The 19868-nt window shown below is 67.6% G+C and carries 16 protein-coding genes; 10 read left to right on the top strand and 6 right to left on the bottom strand.

Going from position 1 to position 19868, the window contains the following annotated elements:
• Positions 1-71: 71 nt before the first annotated feature.
• From ACQKLX_RS10235 to ACQKLX_RS10215, 5 genes are all read right to left on the bottom strand, one after another.
• Complete coding sequence (locus ACQKLX_RS10235; RefSeq protein WP_427361475.1) at positions 72-824, bottom strand: amino acid ABC transporter ATP-binding protein; 753 nt, start codon at positions 822-824, stop codon at positions 72-74.
• Between the two features lie 2 nt (positions 825-826).
• The gene (locus ACQKLX_RS10230) at positions 827-1678 is read right to left on the bottom strand and encodes an amino acid ABC transporter permease (RefSeq protein ID WP_427361474.1); all 852 of its coding nucleotides are present in this window, start codon (positions 1676-1678) and stop codon (positions 827-829) included.
• The gene (locus tag ACQKLX_RS10225; protein WP_326872365.1) at positions 1675-2415 is read right to left on the bottom strand and encodes an amino acid ABC transporter permease; all 741 of its coding nucleotides are present in this window, start codon (positions 2413-2415) and stop codon (positions 1675-1677) included. The genes ACQKLX_RS10230 and ACQKLX_RS10225 overlap by 4 nt, the downstream gene beginning before the upstream one ends.
• Positions 2416-2577: 162 nt before the next feature.
• Complete coding sequence (locus ACQKLX_RS10220) at positions 2578-3399, bottom strand: transporter substrate-binding domain-containing protein (RefSeq protein ID WP_427361473.1); 822 nt, start codon at positions 3397-3399, stop codon at positions 2578-2580.
• An 88-nt stretch (positions 3400-3487) separates the two neighbouring features.
• Positions 3488-4489 (bottom strand): GlxA family transcriptional regulator, encoded by a 1002-nt coding sequence (locus ACQKLX_RS10215; protein ID WP_427361472.1) that lies wholly within the window; start codon positions 4487-4489, stop codon positions 3488-3490.
• 55 nt (positions 4490-4544) lie between these two features.
• On the opposite strand from ACQKLX_RS10215, the gene ACQKLX_RS10210 reads away from it, so the two are divergent.
• The 5 genes from ACQKLX_RS10210 (at position 4545) to purU (ending at position 10784) form a co-directional block, all read left to right on the top strand.
• A complete protein-coding gene (locus ACQKLX_RS10210) occupies positions 4545-5795 on the top strand; it encodes a sarcosine oxidase subunit beta family protein (RefSeq protein WP_427361471.1) in 1251 nt (416 codons plus the stop codon).
• A gap of 159 nt (positions 5796-5954) precedes the next feature.
• Positions 5955-6230 carry a sarcosine oxidase subunit delta gene (locus tag ACQKLX_RS10205; protein WP_427361680.1) on the top strand — a complete coding sequence of 92 codons (276 nt, stop codon included), beginning with the start codon at positions 5955-5957 and terminating at the stop codon, positions 6228-6230.
• Positions 6227-9208 (top strand): sarcosine oxidase subunit alpha family protein, encoded by a 2982-nt coding sequence (locus ACQKLX_RS10200; RefSeq protein ID WP_427361470.1) that lies wholly within the window; start codon positions 6227-6229, stop codon positions 9206-9208. Before ACQKLX_RS10205 ends, ACQKLX_RS10200 begins: the two co-directional genes overlap by 4 nt.
• Entirely contained in the window at positions 9201-9833 is a 633-nt protein-coding gene (locus ACQKLX_RS10195) for a sarcosine oxidase subunit gamma (RefSeq protein WP_427361469.1), read from the top strand. The genes ACQKLX_RS10200 and ACQKLX_RS10195 overlap by 8 nt, the downstream gene beginning before the upstream one ends.
• A gap of 87 nt (positions 9834-9920) precedes the next feature.
• Complete coding sequence (purU, locus tag ACQKLX_RS10190; protein WP_427361468.1) at positions 9921-10784, top strand: formyltetrahydrofolate deformylase; 864 nt, start codon at positions 9921-9923, stop codon at positions 10782-10784.
• 31 nt (positions 10785-10815) lie between these two features.
• On the opposite strand, the gene ACQKLX_RS10185 is transcribed toward purU, so the two are convergent.
• The gene (locus ACQKLX_RS10185) at positions 10816-12447 is read right to left on the bottom strand and encodes a DUF2793 domain-containing protein (RefSeq protein WP_427361467.1); all 1632 of its coding nucleotides are present in this window, start codon (positions 12445-12447) and stop codon (positions 10816-10818) included.
• A 227-nt stretch (positions 12448-12674) separates the two neighbouring features.
• Between ACQKLX_RS10185 and ACQKLX_RS10180 the strand changes: the two genes are divergently transcribed.
• The 5 genes from ACQKLX_RS10180 (at position 12675) to ACQKLX_RS10160 (ending at position 19845) form a co-directional block, all read left to right on the top strand.
• On the top strand, positions 12675-13259 hold the full coding sequence (locus tag ACQKLX_RS10180; protein WP_427361466.1) for an ANTAR domain-containing response regulator: 585 nt from the start codon (positions 12675-12677) through the stop codon (positions 13257-13259).
• On the top strand, positions 13256-14305 hold the full coding sequence (locus ACQKLX_RS10175) for a CmpA/NrtA family ABC transporter substrate-binding protein (protein ID WP_427361465.1): 1050 nt from the start codon (positions 13256-13258) through the stop codon (positions 14303-14305). The genes ACQKLX_RS10180 and ACQKLX_RS10175 overlap by 4 nt, the downstream gene beginning before the upstream one ends.
• A gap of 305 nt (positions 14306-14610) precedes the next feature.
• Positions 14611-15930, top strand: coding sequence for a CmpA/NrtA family ABC transporter substrate-binding protein (locus ACQKLX_RS10170; RefSeq protein ID WP_427361464.1), 1320 nt, complete (start codon positions 14611-14613; stop codon positions 15928-15930).
• A gap of 4 nt (positions 15931-15934) precedes the next feature.
• Positions 15935-17146, top strand: coding sequence for an NAD(P)/FAD-dependent oxidoreductase (locus tag ACQKLX_RS10165; protein ID WP_427361463.1), 1212 nt, complete (start codon positions 15935-15937; stop codon positions 17144-17146).
• 2 nt (positions 17147-17148) lie between these two features.
• Positions 17149-19845: a molybdopterin-dependent oxidoreductase gene (locus ACQKLX_RS10160; protein ID WP_427361462.1), complete on the top strand. Its 2697-nt coding sequence runs from the start codon at positions 17149-17151 to the stop codon at positions 19843-19845.
• Positions 19846-19868 lie beyond the last annotated feature (23 nt).

Below are 19868 nucleotides of genomic sequence, written 5' to 3'. Positions count from 1 at the left end.
TGGCGGAGCCGGCCGGTTTGCGACATCGACCGGCCGGGACGCGACATCCCGGCTTGGGACACTTGCCCCGCTCAGAGCACCTGTTCGAGGAAGGCGCGGGTGCGGGGCTCGCGTGGTGCGCCGAAGAATTCGGCCGGCGACGCGTGCTCGACGATGACGCCGCCATCGGTGAAGTAGACGTGGTCGGCGACCTCGCGTGCGAAGCCCATCTCATGGGTGACGAGGATGCAGGTCATGCCCTCGGCCGCGAGGTCGCGGATGGTGACCAGCACCTCCTTCTTGGTCTCGGGGTCAAGCGCGGCGGTGACCTCGTCGAAGAGCATCACCTTCGGATTCATCGCCAGCGAGCGGGCGATGGCGACGCGCTGCTGCTGGCCGCCGGAGAGCTCGCCCGGATAGGCGTCGTGCTTGTGCGAGAGCCCGACCTTGGCGAGCAGGCGCCTGGCCCGCTCCCCGACCTCGGCAGGGTCCTGCTTCAGCACATGGATCGGCGCCATCATCACGTTCTGCAGCGCCGTCTTGTGCGGGAAGAGATTGTACTGCTGGAAGACGATGCCAACGTCGCGACGCAGCGCCAGCTTGTCCAGCGCGGGATCGTTGACCTGCCGTCCGGCGACGGTGATCGAGCCCTGGCTGATCGGCACCAGCGCGTTGATGCAGCGCAGCAGCGTCGATTTGCCCGATCCGGACGGGCCGATGATGCAGACGGTCTCGCCGCGGCGGATGGTGAGGCTGACATCCTTGAGCACGACGAAGGCGCCGAAGGCCTTCTCGACGCCCTCGACGACGACGACCGGCTCGCCGAGTTCATGGTTGGCGGCCATGGTCATCCCTTCACATTGAAGCGGCGTTCGAGCGCCATGGTCAGGCGCGCGATCGGGTAGCAGTAGGCGAAGAACATCAGGAGCAGCAGCAGGTACATCGGCAGCATCAGCTCGGGCCGGCTCTCGGCGACGAGGGCGGCGCGCGTGATGGTCAGCCCGTCCTGGATGCCGACGACCGAGATCAGCGTCGTCGCCATGGTCAGGATGGCGTAGAGGTTCATCCAGGGCGGCAGCATGCGCTTCACCGCCTGCGGCAGGATGATCATCCACATCGTCTGGCGGCGGGTGAAGGCGAGCGCCTCGGCCGATTCCCACTGGCCAGAGGGAATCGAGCGGATGCCGCCGCGCACGATCTCCGAGACATTGGCCGCGACGGGCAACGCCAAGCCGATGATCGCTTTGACCCAGGCCGGAAAGGCGATGGTAACCGGCCCGAGCCTGATCTCGAAGGGCAGGAGGAACATCGCGTAGAACAGCAGGACGAGCCAGGGCGCGTTGCGGAAGAACTGCGTCGCCGCCCAGGACGGCTTGCGCAAAGCGGCCGAGGGCGAGACCTGGCCGATGCCGAACAGCACGCCGACCGCGGTGCCGAGCGCCATCGAGAGGACGCTGATCAGCAGGTTGAACAGGAAGCCCTGGAAGATCAGCGGCGCCCAGCGCAGCAGGATGGTGACGGCGCCATCGCGCGCGGCAGGAGCCGTCGCCTGCGCCACGGCGAGCGAGGCAGCGAAGAGCACGGCGACGCCTGCGACGAGGCCGGCGCTGAGCATCATCGGCGCCGCGAGCCCGCTCGGTGCGATCGGCGTCGCGCGGAATGGCTTCAGGACGGGCAAATCGGTCGCGGCGGTCTTCATGGCATGTATCCGGGAATGCGCATGGCCCGCTCCCAGCGATGCATCACCCAGACCAGCACCGCGACCAGCAGCACATAGACGACGAGCAGCACGTTCATCATCTCGCGGACGTTGAAGACCTCGGACCAGATCTGTGACGCCGCATAGAGCAGTTCGGGCACGCCGATGGCGTAGGCGAGCGTCGTGGTCTTCACGAGGTTGACGAGGTTGTTGTTGAGCGCCGGCAGGCAGATGCGGAAGGCGAGCGGCAGCACGATCTGGCGCCAGAGCTGGAAGCGGGTGTAGCCGAGCGATTCCGCCGCCTCGACCATCGTCTCCGGCACGGCTTCGATCCCGGCGCGGAAGATCTCGACATTGAAGGCTCCGGCGAAGAGCGAGAAGGCGATGATCGCCCAGCCGGTGCCGCTGACCAGCGGCGACTGTCCGCCGAAGCCGTCCGAAACGGTCGGCAGCAGGCCGCCGACGGCGAAATAGAAGAAGGAGAGCTGCACCAGAGGCGGCGTGTTGCGGAAGAACTGGACGTAACCCCGCACCAGCAGACGGCCGAGCCGCGAATTGCTGCCAGCGATCCAGACGCCGAGCAGCCCGATCGCGAGCGAAGCCAGGATCGAGACGACGCAGATATAGGTCGTCGTCCACAGCCCGGTCAGGAAGCGCGAGCGGTCGAAGGCGTCGTAGAAGATCGAGAAGTTGAGGCCGTGGACCTCGTTCAGGCGCTCGAAGAAAGCGGCGATCATTGTGTCATCGGCCCGTCGCTGGCCACACCGTCATCCCGGGCGACCGAAGGGAGACCCGGGATCCATGTCGGAGCGCAGACGAATGAGGTTCGGGCATGGATCCCGGATCTCCGCTGCGCTCCGTCCGGGATGACGGCGCGGGTGGAACCAACGCGCCCTCGCCTACGAGCCGCCCTTCAGCTTCTTGTTGGTCTCGATCAGATAGGGGCTCTGCTTGATGCCCCATTTGGTCTCGAGCGCCAGCAGCTTGCCGCTCTTGTGCCAGTCGACCGACATCTCCTTGACCAGCTTGCCGAAGGCGCCGTCGAGATCCTCCAGCCGCACGCCGATCGCCCAGAGCTGCGGGTCCTCGGAGGTCAGCGGCATCTCGTAGTTCGCCCATTTCGGGTCGCCGCCCGACAGGGTCGAGACGATCAGCGTGTCGTCGAACAGGAAGGCGACGCAGTTGTTGCCCTGCAGCGCGTTCAACCCGTCCGGCACCGAGGGGAACACCACCATCTCCGGCGAATACATCTGCGAGACCCGGCGGTTGTAATAGGCGCCCTGCACGGCGCAGACCTTGCGGCCCTTGAGGTCTTCCCACTTCTTCAGGCCGGCGCTCTTGGGCGCCAGCACATTGGTGGCGCCGGCATAATAGTTCGGCTCGATCATGCCGATCTGCTTGCGCCGGTCCTGCGTGTCGCCGAGCGTCGCCAGGATCATGTCGATGCGGCCCTGGCGCAGGAACTCGATGCGGTTGGCGGCGATCACCGGCACCATTTCGAGCTTCACGCCGATCTTGCTCGCAACCTCCTGGGCAAGATCGATCTCGAGGCCGACGATCTTGCCTGACGGATCGAGGAAGCCCCAGGGCTTGTAGTCGTTCTTGACGCCGACGGTGAGGACGCCCTTTTCCTTGATCTTGGCGAGCGTGTCCTGGGCAAAAGCCGGCGCAGCGGCAAGCGTGGCGGCGAGTGCGAACGCAAGAGCGGTCAATCGTTTCATCGGTCGCGATCCCCTTTATTTTATTTGAGGCTCTAGCTTCCGGCGGATCGGCGCACAGATTTGATCCTGTGCGACGCTTTCTTGACTCTCAGCGGCGAGCCGGGCGGACCTCCTGCAAGCGCTCGGCGCGCGGCGGGTGGCCAAAGCGCTCGCGATAGCTGCGCGAGAAATGGCTGGCGCTGGCGAAGCCGCAGGCGAGCGCCGTCTCCAGGATCGAGAGGCTGGTCTGGCGCAGGAGGTCGCGGGCGCGATCGAGGCGCAGGCCGAGATAATGCTCGCCGAGCGAGCGGCCGAGATGCTGGCGGAACAGGCGTTCGAGCTGGCGCAGCGAGACATTGGCCAGACGGGCGAGATCCTCGCGCGCCTCGGGCGTCTCGATGGTCTGTTCCATGCGGGCGATGACGCGAAGGAGCGGCGCATGGGCGATGCCGAGCCGCTCGCGCAGCGGCATGCGCTGCGGCCCCGCCCCTTCCCGGACATGGGTCTGCAGGAACCATTCGCTGACCGCGAGCGCGAGTTCGCTGCCATGCTCGCGCGCGATCACCCCGTGCAGCATGTCGAGCGGCGCCGTGCCGCCGCTGCAGGTCAAACGGTCGCGATCGATCTCGTAGAGCGAGCGCCGCAGGTCGAGATCGGGATACTCCTCCAGGAAGGCCGGCGCGTGCTCCCAGTGGATGGTGAAGCGGTAGCCGGAGAGCAGGTTGGCGCGCGCCAGCAGATAGGGGCCGCCCGAAACGCCGCCGATCTTGACCCCGCGCCGCGCCAGCTGGCGCAGCCAGGCGAAGGTCGGCTGGTGATGAAACAGCGCCGGGTTGCCGCCGGCGCAGACGAAGAGATAGTCGAGCCTGAGCTCGGCGCCGACGCTGGCATCGGCGGCGATGGCGACGCCGTTCGAGGCCGGCGCGGCGGCGCCATCGATCGAGACATGGCTCCAGCGATAGAGCGCTCGGCCCGAGAGCCGATTGGCGGCGCGTAAGGGTTCGATCGCCGAAGCGTAAGGCAGCAGCGCGAAGTCGGGGATCAGCAGGAAGCCGACATGGGTCGGCGTGCTGTCGTCGCTTTCAGGCAATCTGATGTCGCTATCGAGCATGTCGGCGAACCTATGTCGGTCAATCTCGCGATGACAAGACCGCCCGGACCCGTCGATGCGTTATTCCATCTTCTCGCTGCTGTCGCAGACCCTCCAGGGCCACAAGGGCTGGACGCCTGCTTGGCGCGATCCAGCGCCCAAGCCCGAATACGACATCATCATCATCGGCGGCGGCGGCCATGGCCTGGCGACGGCGCATTATCTCGCCAGCCGGCATGGCATCACCAATGTCGCTGTGCTGGAGAAGGGCTATCTCGGCTCCGGCAATGTCGGCCGCAACACCACGATCATCCGCTCGAACTACCTGCTGCCGGGCAACACCCCGTTCTACGAGCTCTCGATGAAGCTCTGGGAGGGGCTGGAGCAAGACCTGAACTACAACGCCATGGTCAGCCAACGTGGCGTCTTGAACCTCTACCATTCCGATGCCCAGCGCGACGCCTTCGCCAGGCGCGGCAACGCGATGCGGCTCGCCGGGGTCGATGCCGAACTGCTCGGCACCGAGCAGGTCCGGGCGATGCTGCCCTATCTCGATTTCGATAATGCACGGTTCCCGATCCAGGGCGGCCTGCTGCAGCGCCGCGGCGGCTCGGCCCGGCACGATGCCGTCGCCTGGGGCTTCGCCCGCGCCGCCGACAGCCGCGGCGTCGACATGATCCAGAACTGCGAGGTCACCGGCATCACCATGTCCGGCGCGCGCGCGATCGGCGTCGAGACCTCGCGCGGACCGATCCGGGCGAAGAAGATCGCCATGGCGGTCGCCGGCAATTCCTCGCGCGTCGCGGCGATGGCGGGCATACGCCTGCCGATCGAGACCCATGTCCTGCAGGCCTTCGTCTCGGAGGGGCTAAAGCCGCTGATCGACTGCGTCGTCACCTACGGCGCCGGGCATTTCTACATCAGCCAGTCCGACAAGGGCGGCCTCGTCTTCGGCGGCGACATCGACGGCTACAATTCCTACGCCCAGCGCGGCAATTTGCCGGTGATCGAGGACGTGATGGAATCCGCCATGGCGCTCTGGCCGGGCCTTGGCCGCGTGCGGATGCTGCGCCATTGGGGCGGCGTCATGGACATGTCGATGGACGGCTCGCCGATCATCGATACGACGCCGGTCGACGGGCTCTATCTCAATGCCGGCTGGTGCTATGGCGGCTTCAAGGCGACGCCGGCCTCGGGCTTCTGCTTCGCCCATCTGATCGCGACGGGCCAGCCGCACCCGGTCGCCACCGCCTATCGGCTCGACCGCTTCGCCACCGGGCGGGTGATCGACGAAAAGGGCGCCGGCGCCCAGCCGAATTTGCACTGAGATGACAAGCCGCGCTCCCCATTCCCGTCATGGTCGGGCTTGTCCCGACCATCCACGTCTTCGCTGGTCGAGCGTGGTGCTCAAGACGTGGATGCCCGCCACAAGGGCGAGCATGACGGTGGTGGCGCATCGCATCCCGAAGATCGTGGAATCCTGACCATGCGCATCACCTGTCCCCATTGCGGCGCGCGCGACGCCCAGGAATTCAGCTATCTCGGCGCCGCCGATCTCAAGCGCCCCGACGGCATGGCGGCGAGCGAAGCCGCGATGGCTGACTATGTCTACCAGCGCGACAATCCGGCCGGCGTTCTTCGCGAGTTCTGGTATCACGGCGCCGGCTGCCATGCCTGGCTGGTGGTGACCCGCGATACCCGCAACCACGCGATCACGGCAGTCGAGCCGGCCAAGGCGCGCAAGGCGGGAGCGGCGGCATGAGCACCCAGCCTTTCCGCCTCGCCTCCGGCGGCCTGATCGACCGCGGCCAGCAGCTGGATTTCCGCTTCGACGGCACCTCCTATCGCGGCTATGCCGGTGACACGCTGGCTTCTGCATTGCTCGCCAATGGCGTCCGCCTGGTCGGCCGCTCCTTCAAATACCACCGTCCGCGCGGCGTCCTCTCGGCCGGACCGGAAGAGCCGAACGCGCTGGTCGAACTGCGTTCCGGCGCGCGTCGCGAGCCCAACACCCGCGCCACCGTGGTCGAGCTGTTTTCAGGGCTGGACGCGGCGAGCCAGAACCGCTGGCCCTCGCTCGCCTTCGACCTGCTCTCGATCAACGGGCTGGTTTCGCCGGCCCTCGTCGCCGGCTTCTACTACAAGACCTTCATGTGGCCAGCCTCTTTCTGGGAGAAGCTCTACGAGCCGCTGATCCGGCGCGCCGCCGGCCTCGGCCGTGCGGCTGGCGCGGAAGACCCGGACCATTACGAGAAAGCCTTCGCCTTCTGCGACCTGCTGGTGATCGGCGGCGGGCCGGCCGGCCTCGCTGCGGCGCTCGCAGCCGGGCGCTGCGGCGCCCGCGTCATCCTCTGCGACGAGGATTTCCGGTTGGGCGGGCGGCTGTTGGCCGAGAAGCGCGAGATCGACGGCAAGCCGGCCTTCGAATGGCTCGCCGCGACGCTGGCCGAGCTCAAGAGCCTGCCGGAGGTGCGGATCATGTCGCGCACTACCGTATTCGGCCTCTACGACCATGGCATCTACGGCGCGGTCGAACGGGTGGCCGACCATCTGCCGCAGCCGCCGGCGCATCAGCCGCGCCAGCGCGGCTGGCGCATCCACGCCAAACGCGCGATCCTCGCCGCCGGCGCGCTGGAACGGCCGATCGTGTTCGCGGGCAATGACCGGCCGGGCGTCATGCTGGCCGGCGCGGTGCGTTCCTATGTCAATCGCCATGGCGTCCTGCCCGGCCGCGAAACCGTGCTGTTCACCGCCGGAGACGATGGCTGGGCGACGGCCCGCGACATCACCGCTGCCGGTGGCACGGTTGCCGCGATCGTCGATTCCCGCCCCGCAGATCCCACTCGCAAGGCCCTCGCCGACAAGCTCGGCGCGCGGCTCTTCGCCGGTGGCGCCGTGATGGGCGCGCGCGGTGGGCGGCAGCTCAGCGGCGTCACCATCCGCGATGCCTCGGGCGCGGTGAGCGAGTTGTCCTGTGATCTGCTTGCGGTCTCGAATGGCTGGAACCCGACGCTGCACCTGACCTCGCACCAGAACGGCAAGCCGGCCTGGGACGATGGCCTGCAATGCTTCGTGCCCGGCACGGTGCCGGGGGGGCTCACGGTCGCCGGCAGCGCCGCCGGACGCTTCACCCTGGCGCAGGCGCTGGAGGACGGCGCGAGGCTGGGGGGCGAGGCGGCTGTCGAAGCTGGCTTCGCCGCCAGGCCGGCCGAGCCGACCCCGACGACCGATCCGGAGACCAACGGGCTCACGCCGGTCTGGCGAGTATCGGGCGGTAAGGGCAAGGCTTTCGTCGACTACCAGAACGACGTCACCGACAAGGATGTCGAGCTCGCCGCCCGCGAGGGCTTCCGGCCGGTAGAGCATCTCAAGCGCTACACCACGCTCGGCATGGCGACCGACCAGGGCAAGACCTCGAACCTCGCCGGCCTCGCGATCATGGCCGAGCAGACGGGCCGGACGATCCCGCAGACCGGCACCACCACCTTCCGCCCGCCCTATACGCCGGTCGCGATCGGGGCGCTCGCCGGCCATCATCGCGGCAGGGATTTCAGGCCGATCCGGCTCGCGCCGACGCATGACTGGTCGAAGGAACAGGGCGCCGTCTTCGTCGAGGCCGGGCCATGGCTGCGCGCGCAATACTACCCGCGCCCTGGCGAGACCGACTGGCTGACGACGGTCAACCGCGAGGTCAAGGCGGTGCGCGCCGGCGTCGGCCTCTGCGATGTCTCGACGCTCGGCAAGATCGATATCCAGGGCACCGATGCCGCCGAATTCCTGGAGCGGGTTTACATCAACGGCTGGAAGGCGCTGCCGGTCGGCAAGGCCCGCTACGGGCTGATGCTGCGTGAGGACGGCTTCGTCATGGACGACGGCACCACCTCGCGCCTCGGCGAGACGCATTTCCTGATGACCACCACCACCGCCAATGCCGGCAAGGTGATGCAGCATCTCGAATTCTGCCATCAGGTGCTGTGGCCGGAGCTCGATGTCCGCATGGTCTCGGTCTCCGAGCAATGGGCGCAGGTCGCCATCGCCGGGCCGAAGGCTCGCGAGACCCTGCGAGGTGTCGTCGACCCCGAGCACGACCTCTCGAACGAGGCCTTCCCCTATCTCGCAGCGCGTCCCGTCACCGTCGGCGGCGGCATCCCGGCGCGGCTCTTCCGCATCTCCTTCTCGGGTGAGCTCGCCTATGAGCTCGCCGTTCCCGCCGACTATGGCGATGCGATGGTGCGGGCTCTGATGCAGGCGGGCGCGCCTTTCGGCATCACGCCCTATGGCACCGAGGCGCTCGGCGTGATGCGCATCGAGAAGGGCCATGTCGCCGGCAACGAGCTGAACGGCCAGACCACGGCCCGCGATCTGGCCTTGAGCAAGATGATGTCGTCGAAGAAGGATTTCGTCGGCCGGCTGATGGCGGGCCGGCAGGCCCTGGTCGAGCAGAACCGGCCCTCCTTCGTCGGTTTCAAGCCGGTCGAGCCCGGCCAGCGCCTGCGCGCCGGCGCGCATTTCATCGGCATCGGCAAGCCAGCGGCGATGGAGAACGACGAGGGCTACATGACCTCGGTCGCCTACTCCCCTCACCTCAACCACTGGATGGGGCTCGGCCTGATCAAGGGCGGCGCCGCCCGCATCGGCGAACGCGTGCGCGCCTATGATCCGGTGCGCAATGGCGACGTCGTCGTCGAGATCTGCTCGCCCGTCTTCGTCGACCCCGAAGGAGCCCGCCTCCATGGCTGAGACAGCGCGTTCATGGGCGCCGCGCAGCGCCTGGGCCGGCATCGCGCAGCCCGGGCAGATCGGCGCGGCCGGGCCGGCCGGCGTCACTGCGACCCTGCTCGACGGCTTTGGGCTGGCGACAATGATCGCCGCGCCGGGCGGGACAGCAGCCTTGTCGACTCTCGTCGAAGGCCGGGCCGGCATCGCCCTGCCGTCGACGCCGAAGATCGCCTCGGGCGCCTCGCATGACGCGATCTGGTCCGGCCCTGATCAGTGGCTGTTGCGTGCCGCCACGCGCGACGGTTTCAGCGGCCTGCTGGACGCGCTGTCGACTCAGGCAGCGGTCAGCGACCAGAGCGATGCGCGCGCGGCCCTGCGGCTCTCCGGTCCGCATGTGCGTGACGTTCTGGCCAAGGGCGTGATGCTCGATCTGCATCCCGCAGCCTTCGCGGTCGGCGATACCGCCTTGACAAGCATCGCCCATGTTGGTGTGCATCTCTGGCGGCTCGCTGACGGGCCGGATGGGTCCGTGTTCGAGATCATGGTCGCACGCAGCATGGTGGGAAGCTTCTGGTCCTGGTTCGCCGCCTCCGCGGCCGAATTCGGCTGCCGGATTTCTATCGACCGCGCCACCGGCCGAGGTTGACGGCAGCGCGTCGCGCGCCGTCCCTTCCTTCGACCTTTTCCGATCCTCAAGTCTTCAGGGACCCGCGCGAGCGGGCCGATCCGTCATATGTCCGATTCTCCAATGATCCTCGCTCTGTCCTGCCCCGACCGGCCGGGCATCGTCGCCGCTGTCTCGACCCTGCTGGCCGAGGCCGGCTGCAACATCCGCGACGCCCAGCAGTTCGACGACCTCGAAACCGGCCGCTTCTTCATGCGGGTGGTGTTCGACCGGCTGGAGGGCGCGCGCAGCGCCACTGACATCCGCGGCCTCGTCGACGAGCTGGCGGCGCGCTTCAAGATGACCGTCTCGCTACGCGATGCCGCTGCCCGCAAGCGCGTCCTGCTGCTGGTCTCGAAATTCGACCATTGCCTGGCCGATCTGATCTATCGCTGGCGCATCGGCGAACTGCCGATGGAGATCACCGCGATCGTCTCCAACCATGCCCGCGAGCATATCGCCTCGACCGATCTGGGCGACCTGCCCTTCCACCACCTGCCGATCAACCGGCAAACCAAGATGGAGCAGGAAGCCGAGCTCTGGCGCCTGATCCAGGAGACCGGCAGCGATCTTGTCGTGCTCGCGCGCTACATGCAGGTCCTGTCGGACGGGCTTTCGGCCAAGCTCTCGGGGCGCTGCATCAACATCCACCACTCGTTCCTGCCCGGCTTCAAGGGCGCCAAGCCCTATCATCAGGCACATGAGCGCGGGGTGAAGCTGATCGGCGCGACCGCGCACTACGTCACCTCCGATCTCGACGAAGGGCCGATCATCGAGCAGGACGTCGAGCGCATCAGCCATCGCGACACGCCCGACGACCTCGTCCGCAAGGGCCGCGACATCGAGCGGCGCGTGCTGGCGCGGGCAGTGCGCTACCATCTGGAGGATCGCGTGCTGCTCAACGGCAAGAAAGCTGTCGTCTTCACGGATTGAGACAGCGCGGCAGTCGGCTGCGCCGCGGCATTCAAGAGCCGCGGCCGGCCTGTGCCTCCAGCGCCTCGACGCGGGCCACCAACCCGGCGATCGTGGTGCGCTGGCGGCGCACCACGTCGATCAGCAGCACGCTCAGACGGTCATACTGAACGGCATCGGGCCGCAATTGCGCATCCGGGAGCAAGCGCCGCCCGACGGCGCCCTCCGGCAGCGCCTCATACTGGTCGTCCTGATAGCCCCAATGGACCAGGCGCGGATCGATCGCCGCCACATCCTCGGCGAGCAGGCCGTACCAGCTCCATTCGGCGCGATCCTGCGGTGCGGCGGAGCGGTAGCGGACCGGGACGAGATCGAGGACCCGGTCTGCCGCGGCCGGATCGAGTGGCTTGACGTCGCGCTTGTAGCGGCGCGACGAGGTCGAGCGCAGCAGGCTGTTGCCGGAGGCGCTGTCGAGCACGGCATTGGCCGCAGCCGCCGTGGTAGCGACATTCGGAAAGTTCACACGTCCATCGGCGGCGATGCGCAGCCGCTCGACCGGCGCCACCGAGCCCGACGGCGACGTTGCGAAACTCAATCGCGACGGCATGCTGCCGGCCGTGGGCGTCCCGTCCGCGCTCGCGGAGATGCGCGCGCCGAGTTCGAATGCCGCCCCGGTATCGCCGTCGAAATGGATCGCCCCGAGCTGATCGCCAGCCGCGACGGCTGCATGGCCGCCGGAAGCCCCGCGCGACTTCACGAAATTGAAGGAAGCACTGGCGGAGTTCGCCGAATAGCGACCGAGCGCCATCGAAGCATTGCCGGAGGTCGTGCCGGCAACCTGGAACCGCGCCGAAGGGGCCTGGCTCGGGTCGAGGCCGGTCTGCGTCCCGATCAGGATCTGGCCCGGCAGGGCGCGAAGGTTCTCGCTCCCTCCGGTCGAGATCGCGACCGTGTCGGCGGCCGGAAAGACCAGCCCGGTATCGCTGTCGCCCACGGGAGACAGCGCCGGCGCAGCAGCCGAGCCGGCGCGCAGCCGCAGTGCGCCCGTCGCGGCATCGATGCGCAGCCCCTCCTGCCAGAGGGAGCCGTCGGCGGAGACGCGAAACTGCAAATCGTTGTCACCGACGAGACCGATTTCCGCCCGCCCGGAATAGCCGCTCTGGAACAACAGCGAGAGCACGCCGCCGACGGCCTCCTTGTTCAGGGTGATGCGCAGATCGCCGTCGCCGCCCTCGCCCGAGCCGCGTGCCGTCCACAGCGCTTTGTTCAGCTTGGCCGCGAACGGATTGGCGGCATCGGGCGGGGTGCCGAGCCCGAAACGCGTCAGCGAGGCCGCAGACCCACCGTCGAGAATGCCGCGCCAGGTCGAGCCGTCGCAGACGAGAAGCACCTGCTCGTCTGCGACCCAGGCAATCCAGCCGGCGCGGGGGGCATGAAAGATCCAGCCGCCGTCGCGCCGCTCGGCCAGTTGCCCGGCCTGCCCCGCCCAATCGCCGAGCGGCGCAGCACCGAGCAGCCAAATCTCTCCATCGGCCGGAGAAAGCGGCGGCGAGAGCGCATCGCGGGCGACGACACGCAATTGCACGAGCGCATCGAGATCCATCAACGCGTCGTTGTGGGTGACATGCTTCTGCGCCTGCCCGGCGGCCAGAAACGGAAGAGCTAGGCGGAGCGTGGCTGACATTGGCACTCCATATGATAATGAACCTAATTAGGTTATTATTCCTATATCGAATGCTGCGTTATGTCAAGGAAGGCGCGGAGACGGCCTCGTCGCGGGCGACCGAATGACATTGCCGTTGCGCCGAGCCCGCGCCGCCGGCTTTCACGAGCCTGCACTGGGGTGCTGGCCGTCGTGGCACGATTCCTGATTGGCTGGTCGCAAGTCACCCACGAGAACGGCTGAAAGGCATGGCGCCAAATCTGCGGATACTCATCGTCGACGCGAACCAGGTTCGGGCCGCGATTATCGAGGAAGGCCTGCGCGAAGCCGGCTATGACGAGCTCATCCGCATCACAGGTACGACCGGACTCGTCGCCGCCATCGAAACCCATGATCCCGATGTCGTCGTCATCGACCTCGAGGATCCGAGCCGCGATGCGCTGGCGGACATGTTCCTCGTCAGCCGGCATGTGCGGCGACCGATCACGATGTTCGTCGACCAGTCCGACTCCGCCTCGATCGAGGCCGCAGTCGAGGCCGGCGTCTCCGCCTATATCGTCGACGGGCTGAAGAAGGAGCGAATGCAGCCGATCCTGCAGACCTGCATCAGCCGCTTCAACGCCTTCCGCAAGCTGCGCGAGGAGCTTGATGAAGCCCGCTCCCAACTCGAGGACCGCAAGACGATCGACCGCGCCAAGGCTATCGTCATGCGCTTGAAAGGCCTCTCCGAAGAAGAGGCCTACGCGCTGATGCGCCGGACCGCGATGAACGAGAAGCGCAAGCTCGTCGACATCGCCCGCTCCCTGATCACCGCCGCGGAGATGCTCAAATGACCACGCTGCACCTGCGGGTCGGCTTCATGCCGCTGGTCGATGCGGCGCTGCTGGTCGCTGCCGCCGACAGCGGCATCGCCGAAGGCCACGGTCTTGCGCTCGAACTCGTGCGCGAGGTGTCCTGGTCGAACCTGCGCGACCGCCTGCATGTCCGGCTCCTCGACGCCGCGCATATGCTGGCGCCGGCGGCGATCGCCTCGACGCTCGGGATCGGCGGCGTCACCGCGCCGATGGCGGCGCCGATCCTGCTGAACCTGAACGGCAATGCACTTACCCTGTCGACTCGTCGCTTCGAGGAGATAGCGCGCGCAGCCGAGGGCGATCTGGCGGATCCGGCTGTGTCAGCGCAGGCGCTGGCGAAGCTGGTCTCTGCCCGCAAGACTTCCGGCCTGCCCCCGCTCGCCTTTGCGACGGTCTTTGGCTTTTCCTGCCACACCTATCTGCTGCGCGATTGGATGGCGCTGGCCGGCCTTCGTCTCGGCGACGATGTCCGGCTCGAGATCGTACCTCCGGTCCGCACGGTCGAGGCGCTGGCCAGTGGCGAAGTCGACGGCTTCTGCGCCGGCGCACCCTGGAACACCCTGGCAGTGGAGGCCGGTGCCGGCGCGATCCTGCATTGCGGCGTCGATCTCATGGCCGATTGCCCTGAAAAAGTGCTGGCCTGGCGCGCCGACGATGTCGAGCAGCGCGGCGAGGCGGTCGCGCGCCTGAACGCTGCCCTGATCGAAGCGAGCCATTGGGTTTCGAACGAAAGCAATTGGCCTGCTCTTTCCCAGATGCTCGGCGCGCCCGATCGCCTCGCTGCCCCTGCCGGCCTGATCGAGGCGATCCTGCGCGGCGACATCGTTCAAGGCGGTGGGAGGCCGACCCGGCACGTATCGGACTATATCCGCTTCGACGCTGCCGCGATCCGACCCGATCCGGCCCATGCCGATGTCCTGCTCACCGCGATGGCGCGTGCCGGGCAGGTCGCGGTTACGTCGGAATTGAGCAAGCGGGCACAGGCGGTCTTCCGTCCGTTCGTCGCGGGCATCGCCGCGAGATGAAATTCTAGGCTCGCCTGTTTTTTATGCAGATGCAGTGGAATTGTGCGATGCACAAAATCAGATCGAGGACGCCACCCACCTCAGCTCGCCGAGGTAAATTGAAACAATTCAAACGCTTGCCGTTCGCCCCGGAGTTGGCACGGTCCTTGTAAAGCTCATTCTGACCGCGGCCAATGCTGCCCGCGCGCAAGTTCGAAATCGGAACGCACAGCAACGCCGCTGTCGAAGGGAGCCCGGCAGGGCGCTTTCGCGCGGCGTTTTCGTTTTCGCGGACACCCCAACTTCGCCGCTCACGAGAGGGATCGATGACGAAGACCGTTCAGAGCAGGGCCCTGGCCCTTCCGGTTAAGCCGAGCCGACGCGACTTCCTGAATCTGACCGGCGCAGCGGCCGTGGCTGCCGCAGCCAAGCTCGCGCTGCCGAATGGAGCCTTCGCGCAAGGCGCCGGTCCCGAGGTCAAGGGCACCCGGCTCGGCTACATCGCCCTGACCGATGCGGCGCCGCTGATCATCGCCAAGGAGAAGGGTCTCTACGCCAAATACGGCCTGCCCGACATGGACATCGCCAAGCAGGCCTCCTGGGGCGCGACGCGCGACAACATGGCGCTCGGCTTCAAGAACAACGGCATCGACGGCGGCCACATCCTGCGGCCGAAGACACATCTCTATTCGACCGGCAAGGTCATGCAGAACGGCCAGCCGCTGCCGATGTACACGCTGCTCAACCTGAACCAGGACGGGCAGGCGATCTCGGTCTCGAACGAATACAAGGACCTCAACGTCCAGAAGGACGCCTCGCCGCTGAAGCAGGCGTTCGAGCGCAAGAAGGCGGCCGGCAAGGAGCTGACCGCCGCGATGACCTTCCCGGGCGGTACCCACGATCTCTGGATCCGCTACTGGCTCGCGGCCGGCGGCATCGACCCCGACAGCGACATCAAGGTGATCGTCGTGCCACCGCCGCAGATGGTGGCGAACATGAAGGTCGGCACCATGGACTGCTTCTGCGTCGGCGAGCCTTGGAACGAGCAGCTCGTCAACCAGAACATCGGCTACACCGCGCTGACCACCGGCGAGCTCTGGTTCAAGCACCCCGAGAAGATCCTCGGCATGCGCGCCGATTTCGTCGACGCCAATCCCAGGGCGACGCAGGCCATCCTGATGGCGGTGATGGAGGCCCAGATGTGGGCCGACAAGATGGAGAACCGCCAGGAGCTCGCCGAGATCGTCGGCAAGCGGCAATGGTTCAACGTCCCGGTCGGCGACATCAACAAGCGCCTGCAGGGCGACATCAACTACGGCAATGGCCGCGAGGCCAAGGGCACCAACCTCTACATGAAGTTCTGGGGCGAAGGCGGCACCGTCTCCTATCCCTGGAAGAGCCATGACAGCTGGTTCGTCACCGAGAACATCCGCTGGGGCAAGTTCGACACCAACACCGACATCAAGGCGCTGGTCGACAAGACCAACCGCTCGGACCTGTGGTCGGAGGCGGCCAAGACCCTCGGCGTCGCCAATGCGGCCAGCGGCGACTCGCGCGGCGTCGAGACCTTCTTCGACGGCGTGAAGTTCGATCCGGCAGCGCCGATGGACTATCTCAAAGCGCTCAAGATCAAGCGGGTGGCCTGACGCAATGGCCGAGCCGCTCGTCATCGTCGGCAAGGGCATGGCGGCGACCAGGCTGGTCGACGAGCTCAGCCAGCGCGCGCTCGGCCGCTATTCGATCGCAGTGATCGGGGCCGAGCCCAGGCTCGCCTACAACCGCGTGCTGCTCTCGCCGCTGCTCGCCGGCGAGATCGGCGAGCCCGAGATCGAGCTCAAGCCCGCCGCCTGGTGGCAGGCGCGCGGCGTCTCGATGCTCTACGGCAAGCCGGTCACCGGCATCGACCGGACGGCGAAGAGCGTGACGCTGGCCGATGGCCTGACCTTGCCTTACGGCAAGCTCGTCCTCGCCACCGGCTCGAAGCCTTTGATGCCGCCGGTGCCGGGCTTCGAATTGCCGGGTGTCGCGACCTTCCGCGATGTCGCCGATGTCGCGCTGTTCCGCACCATCGCCGCGATCGGCGCCCGCGTCGTGGTGATCGGCGGCGGCCTGCTCGGGCTGGAGGCGGCCTATGGGCTCGCCAGGATCGGCGCCCGGGTCACCGTGCTGCATCTGGCCGACCGATTGATGGAGCGCCAGCTCGACCGCGAGGGGGCCGGCCTGCTCGCGGCCGAGATCGCTGCCCGCGGCATCGACATCCGCTTGAACTGCACAGCCGAGCGTTTCGTCGGCACGGAACGGGTCGAGGCGGTGGAATTGACCGATGGCAGCACGATCCCGGCCGACCTCGTCGTCGTCGCCATCGGCGTGCGCCCGCGCGTCGATCTCGCCGTCGCGGCAGGGCTCGACGTTAATCGCGGCGTCGATGTCGACGACGGCCTCGCCAGCAGCGATCCCTCGATCTTCGCCATCGGCGAATGCGCCGAGCATCGTGGCCTGGTCTATGGCCTGGTCGAGCCGGCCTATGAGCAGGCCCGCGTGCTGGCGACGCGACTTGCCGGCGGAGCGGCGCGCTATACCGGCTCCTTGCTGGCGACCAATCTCAAGGTCAGCGGCGTCAGCGTCTTCTCGGCGGGTTCCGTCGAGCCGGACGAGGAGGACGAGGTCCTGCTGCTGCGCGACCCGGCCATGGGGGTCTATCGCAAGTTCGTGCTGCGCCAGGGCCGGCTCGCCGGCTGCGTTCTCGTCGGCGATACCACGGGGGCACTGTTCTATCTCGGCCTGATCCGCTCGCAGCAGGACATCTCGCCGATCCGCGCCGACCTGCCCTTCGGCGAAGCCTATTGCGCGAGGGCGGCCTGATCATGCGCCACGACGCCCCGCTCGCCGGTCCCGTCCCGACACGCACGGCCTGCCCCTATTGCGGGGTCGGCTGCGGCGTGCTCGCGACGCCGGACGGCAAGGGCGGCGCGGCGATCGCCGGCGATCCCGATCACCCGGCCAATCGCGGCCGTCTCTGCTCGAAGGGCTCGGCGCTCGGCGAGACGCTCGGCCTCGGCACGCGCGTGCTCCACCCGCTGAAGCGCAACGCCCGTAGCGCCTATGACCGGGTGTCCTGGGAGGAAGCGCTCGATGCGGTCGCAGCCGGGCTGAAGGCGATCATCGACCGCGACGGCCCAGAAGCAGTCGCCGTCTACCTCTCCGGCCAGCTCCTGACCGAGGACTATTACGTCGCCAACAAGCTGATGAAGGGCTTCATCGGCTCGCCGCATGTCGACACCAATTCGCGGCTCTGCATGGCCTCGACGGTAGCGGGCCAGCGCCGCGTGCTCGGCTCCGACACTGTGCCCGGCTGCTATGAGGACCTCGACAGCGCCAACCTGATCGTGCTGGTCGGATCCAACACCGCCTGGTGCCACCCGATCCTGTTCCGCCGCATCCAGCAGAACCGGGCCGAGCGCGGCGCCAGGCTCGTGGTGATCGATCCGCGCGTCACCGCGACCGCCGAGGATGCCGATTTCGTCCTGCCCCTGAAGCCGGGCTCGGACAGCACGCTCTTCGCCGGCCTGCTTGTCCATCTCGCCGAGGCTGGTCTGCTCGACCTCGACTATATCGAGCGCCATGTTGCAGGCTTCGAAGCCGCGCTCGCCAATGCGCGCGAGATCGCGCCGGACCTTGCCGCCGTCGCGAACCTGACCGGCTTGTCTGCGGCCGAGATCGCCGGCTTCTACGCACTCTGGGCCGGCACGCCTGCCGTCGTCACCGCCTGGAGCCAGGGCGTCAACCAGTCGGCGCAGGGCACCGACAAGGTCGCGGCGATCCTGCATTGCCACCTCGCCAGCGGCCGCATCGGCAAAGCCGGCGCCGGCCCGTTCTCGCTGACCGGCCAGCCCAACGCCATGGGCGGGCGCGAGGTCGGCGGCCTCGCCAACATGCTCGCCGCTCATATGGGCTATTCGCCGGCAGAGATCGACCGCGTCCGCCGCTTCTGGGACGCGCCGCGCATGGCGGACAGGGAGGGATTTAAAGCCGTCGCCATGATGGACGCCGTCGCTGACGGCCGGATCAAGGCGATGTGGGTGATGGCGACCAACCCGGCCGTCTCACTACCACGGGCCGATGCGGTTCAGGCGGCGCTACGCGGTCTCGATCTCTTCGTCGTCTCCGAGAACGTGCTCTCCAACGACACGCTCGCCGCCGGCCCGCACTACATCCTGCCGGCCGCCGCCTGGGGCGAGAAGGACGGCACCGTCACCAATTCCGAACGCCGCATCTCGCGCCAGCGCAGCTTCCTGACCCTGCCGGGCGAGGTGAAGCCGGATTGGTGGATCATCTGCGAGATTGCCGAACGCCTCGGCTTCGAAGCGGCGTTCGACTATGCCGGCCCGCACGAGATCTATGCCGAGCATGCGGCGCTCTCGGCCTTCGAGAACGAGGGCAGCCGCGATTTCGACATCGGCGCCCATGCCGAGCTGACCCGCCGCGCCTACGATACGCTCGTCCCGGTGCAGTGGCCGGTTCCCGCCGGCAAACCGGAGGGCACGGCCCGCCTCTTCGCCGAAGGCGGCTTCTTCACCGCCGGCCGCAGGGCAAATCTGCAGCCGCTCGCCGTGCCGGCGCTCGCCGCCGCGACCAGCGAAGCCCTCCCGTTGCTGCTCAACACCGGCCGCGTCCGCGACCACTGGCATACGATGACGCGCACAGGCCTCAGCGCCCGGCTCTCGGGCCATATCGCCGAGCCGACGGTGCTTGTGCATCCGGACGACGCCACGCGCTTTGGCCTCGTCGACAAGGGCTTCGCCCGCATCGCCACAACCCATGGCGCTGTCATCCTGAAGGTCGCACTCGATCCGGGTGCGCAGCCGGGCTCGCTCTTTGCTCCGATCCACTGGTCGGGAGAGAACGCCTCCGACGCCCGTGTCGGGGCCGCCGTCCAGCCCTTGACCGATCCCTTCTCCGGTCAGCCTGAGCTGAAGGCGACCCCGGCCGCGATCTCTCCTGTTTCATTCCGTTCGCGCGGCTTCCTGCTCGGTGCCGACGGCTTCGTTCTGCCGGAAGGAAGCTGGTGGACCCGCGTCGCGGTCGAAGGCGGGGAAGGCCGGCTGTTCGCGACGCAGGCCGACGCCACCGAGATCATGCAACTCGCCCGCGAAGCCTTCGATGGCGAGGGCTTGATCGAGATGATCGATGCCGAGCGCGGTCTCTATCGCTGCGCCCTGATCCGCGACGGCCAGCTCGCAGCCGCGGTCTTCCTCGGACCGGATCATGACGCGCCGGTCTGGGATGCGGTGAAGCTGGTCTTCGCCGGCAGTGAAATCGATCCGAGCCAGCGCCTCGCGCTCCTCTCCGGCCGCAGCCTCGACGGCGCCGCCGACCAGGGCCCGACCGTCTGCGCCTGCTTCGGCGTTGGGCTGAACGCGATCCGCGCCGCTTTCGCCGAAGGCACGAGCGTCACGGTCGAGGACATCGGCCGTAAGCTGAAGGCCGGCACGAATTGCGGTTCGTGCCTTCCCGAAATCCGCCGCATCGGCGCGCAAGCCCGCGTCGAGGTGCCGGCATGAACGCACCGATCGATCACAGGAGT

The sequence above is a fragment of the Allobosea sp. NPDC003192 genome, assembly GCF_050275675.1.
Lineage (GTDB): Bacteria > Pseudomonadota > Alphaproteobacteria > Rhizobiales > Beijerinckiaceae > Allobosea.
The sequence above is the reverse complement of the archived record's forward strand: the minus strand, read 5'-3'. Positions and strand labels throughout refer to the sequence as shown.

Coding starts and splice junctions, on each gene's coding strand:
- ACQKLX_RS10235 (WP_427361475.1), bottom strand. CDS start 824: ATGGCCGCCAACCATGAACTCGGCGAGCCGGTCGTCGTCGTCGAGGGC.
- ACQKLX_RS10230 (WP_427361474.1), bottom strand. CDS start 1,678: ATGAAGACCGCCGCGACCGATTTGCCCGTCCTGAAGCCATTCCGCGCG.
- ACQKLX_RS10225 (WP_326872365.1), bottom strand. CDS start 2,415: ATGATCGCCGCTTTCTTCGAGCGCCTGAACGAGGTCCACGGCCTCAAC.
- ACQKLX_RS10220 (WP_427361473.1), bottom strand. CDS start 3,399: ATGAAACGATTGACCGCTCTTGCGTTCGCACTCGCCGCCACGCTTGCC.
- ACQKLX_RS10215 (WP_427361472.1), bottom strand. CDS start 4,489: ATGCTCGATAGCGACATCAGATTGCCTGAAAGCGACGACAGCACGCCG.
- ACQKLX_RS10210 (WP_427361471.1), top strand. CDS start 4,545: ATGCGTTATTCCATCTTCTCGCTGCTGTCGCAGACCCTCCAGGGCCAC.
- ACQKLX_RS10205 (WP_427361680.1), top strand. CDS start 5,955: ATGCGCATCACCTGTCCCCATTGCGGCGCGCGCGACGCCCAGGAATTC.
- ACQKLX_RS10200 (WP_427361470.1), top strand. CDS start 6,227: ATGAGCACCCAGCCTTTCCGCCTCGCCTCCGGCGGCCTGATCGACCGC.
- ACQKLX_RS10195 (WP_427361469.1), top strand. CDS start 9,201: ATGGCTGAGACAGCGCGTTCATGGGCGCCGCGCAGCGCCTGGGCCGGC.
- purU (WP_427361468.1), top strand. CDS start 9,921: ATGTCCGATTCTCCAATGATCCTCGCTCTGTCCTGCCCCGACCGGCCG.
- ACQKLX_RS10185 (WP_427361467.1), bottom strand. CDS start 12,447: ATGTCAGCCACGCTCCGCCTAGCTCTTCCGTTTCTGGCCGCCGGGCAG.
- ACQKLX_RS10180 (WP_427361466.1), top strand. CDS start 12,675: ATGGCGCCAAATCTGCGGATACTCATCGTCGACGCGAACCAGGTTCGG.
- ACQKLX_RS10175 (WP_427361465.1), top strand. CDS start 13,256: ATGACCACGCTGCACCTGCGGGTCGGCTTCATGCCGCTGGTCGATGCG.
- ACQKLX_RS10170 (WP_427361464.1), top strand. CDS start 14,611: ATGACGAAGACCGTTCAGAGCAGGGCCCTGGCCCTTCCGGTTAAGCCG.
- ACQKLX_RS10165 (WP_427361463.1), top strand. CDS start 15,935: ATGGCCGAGCCGCTCGTCATCGTCGGCAAGGGCATGGCGGCGACCAGG.
- ACQKLX_RS10160 (WP_427361462.1), top strand. CDS start 17,149: ATGCGCCACGACGCCCCGCTCGCCGGTCCCGTCCCGACACGCACGGCC.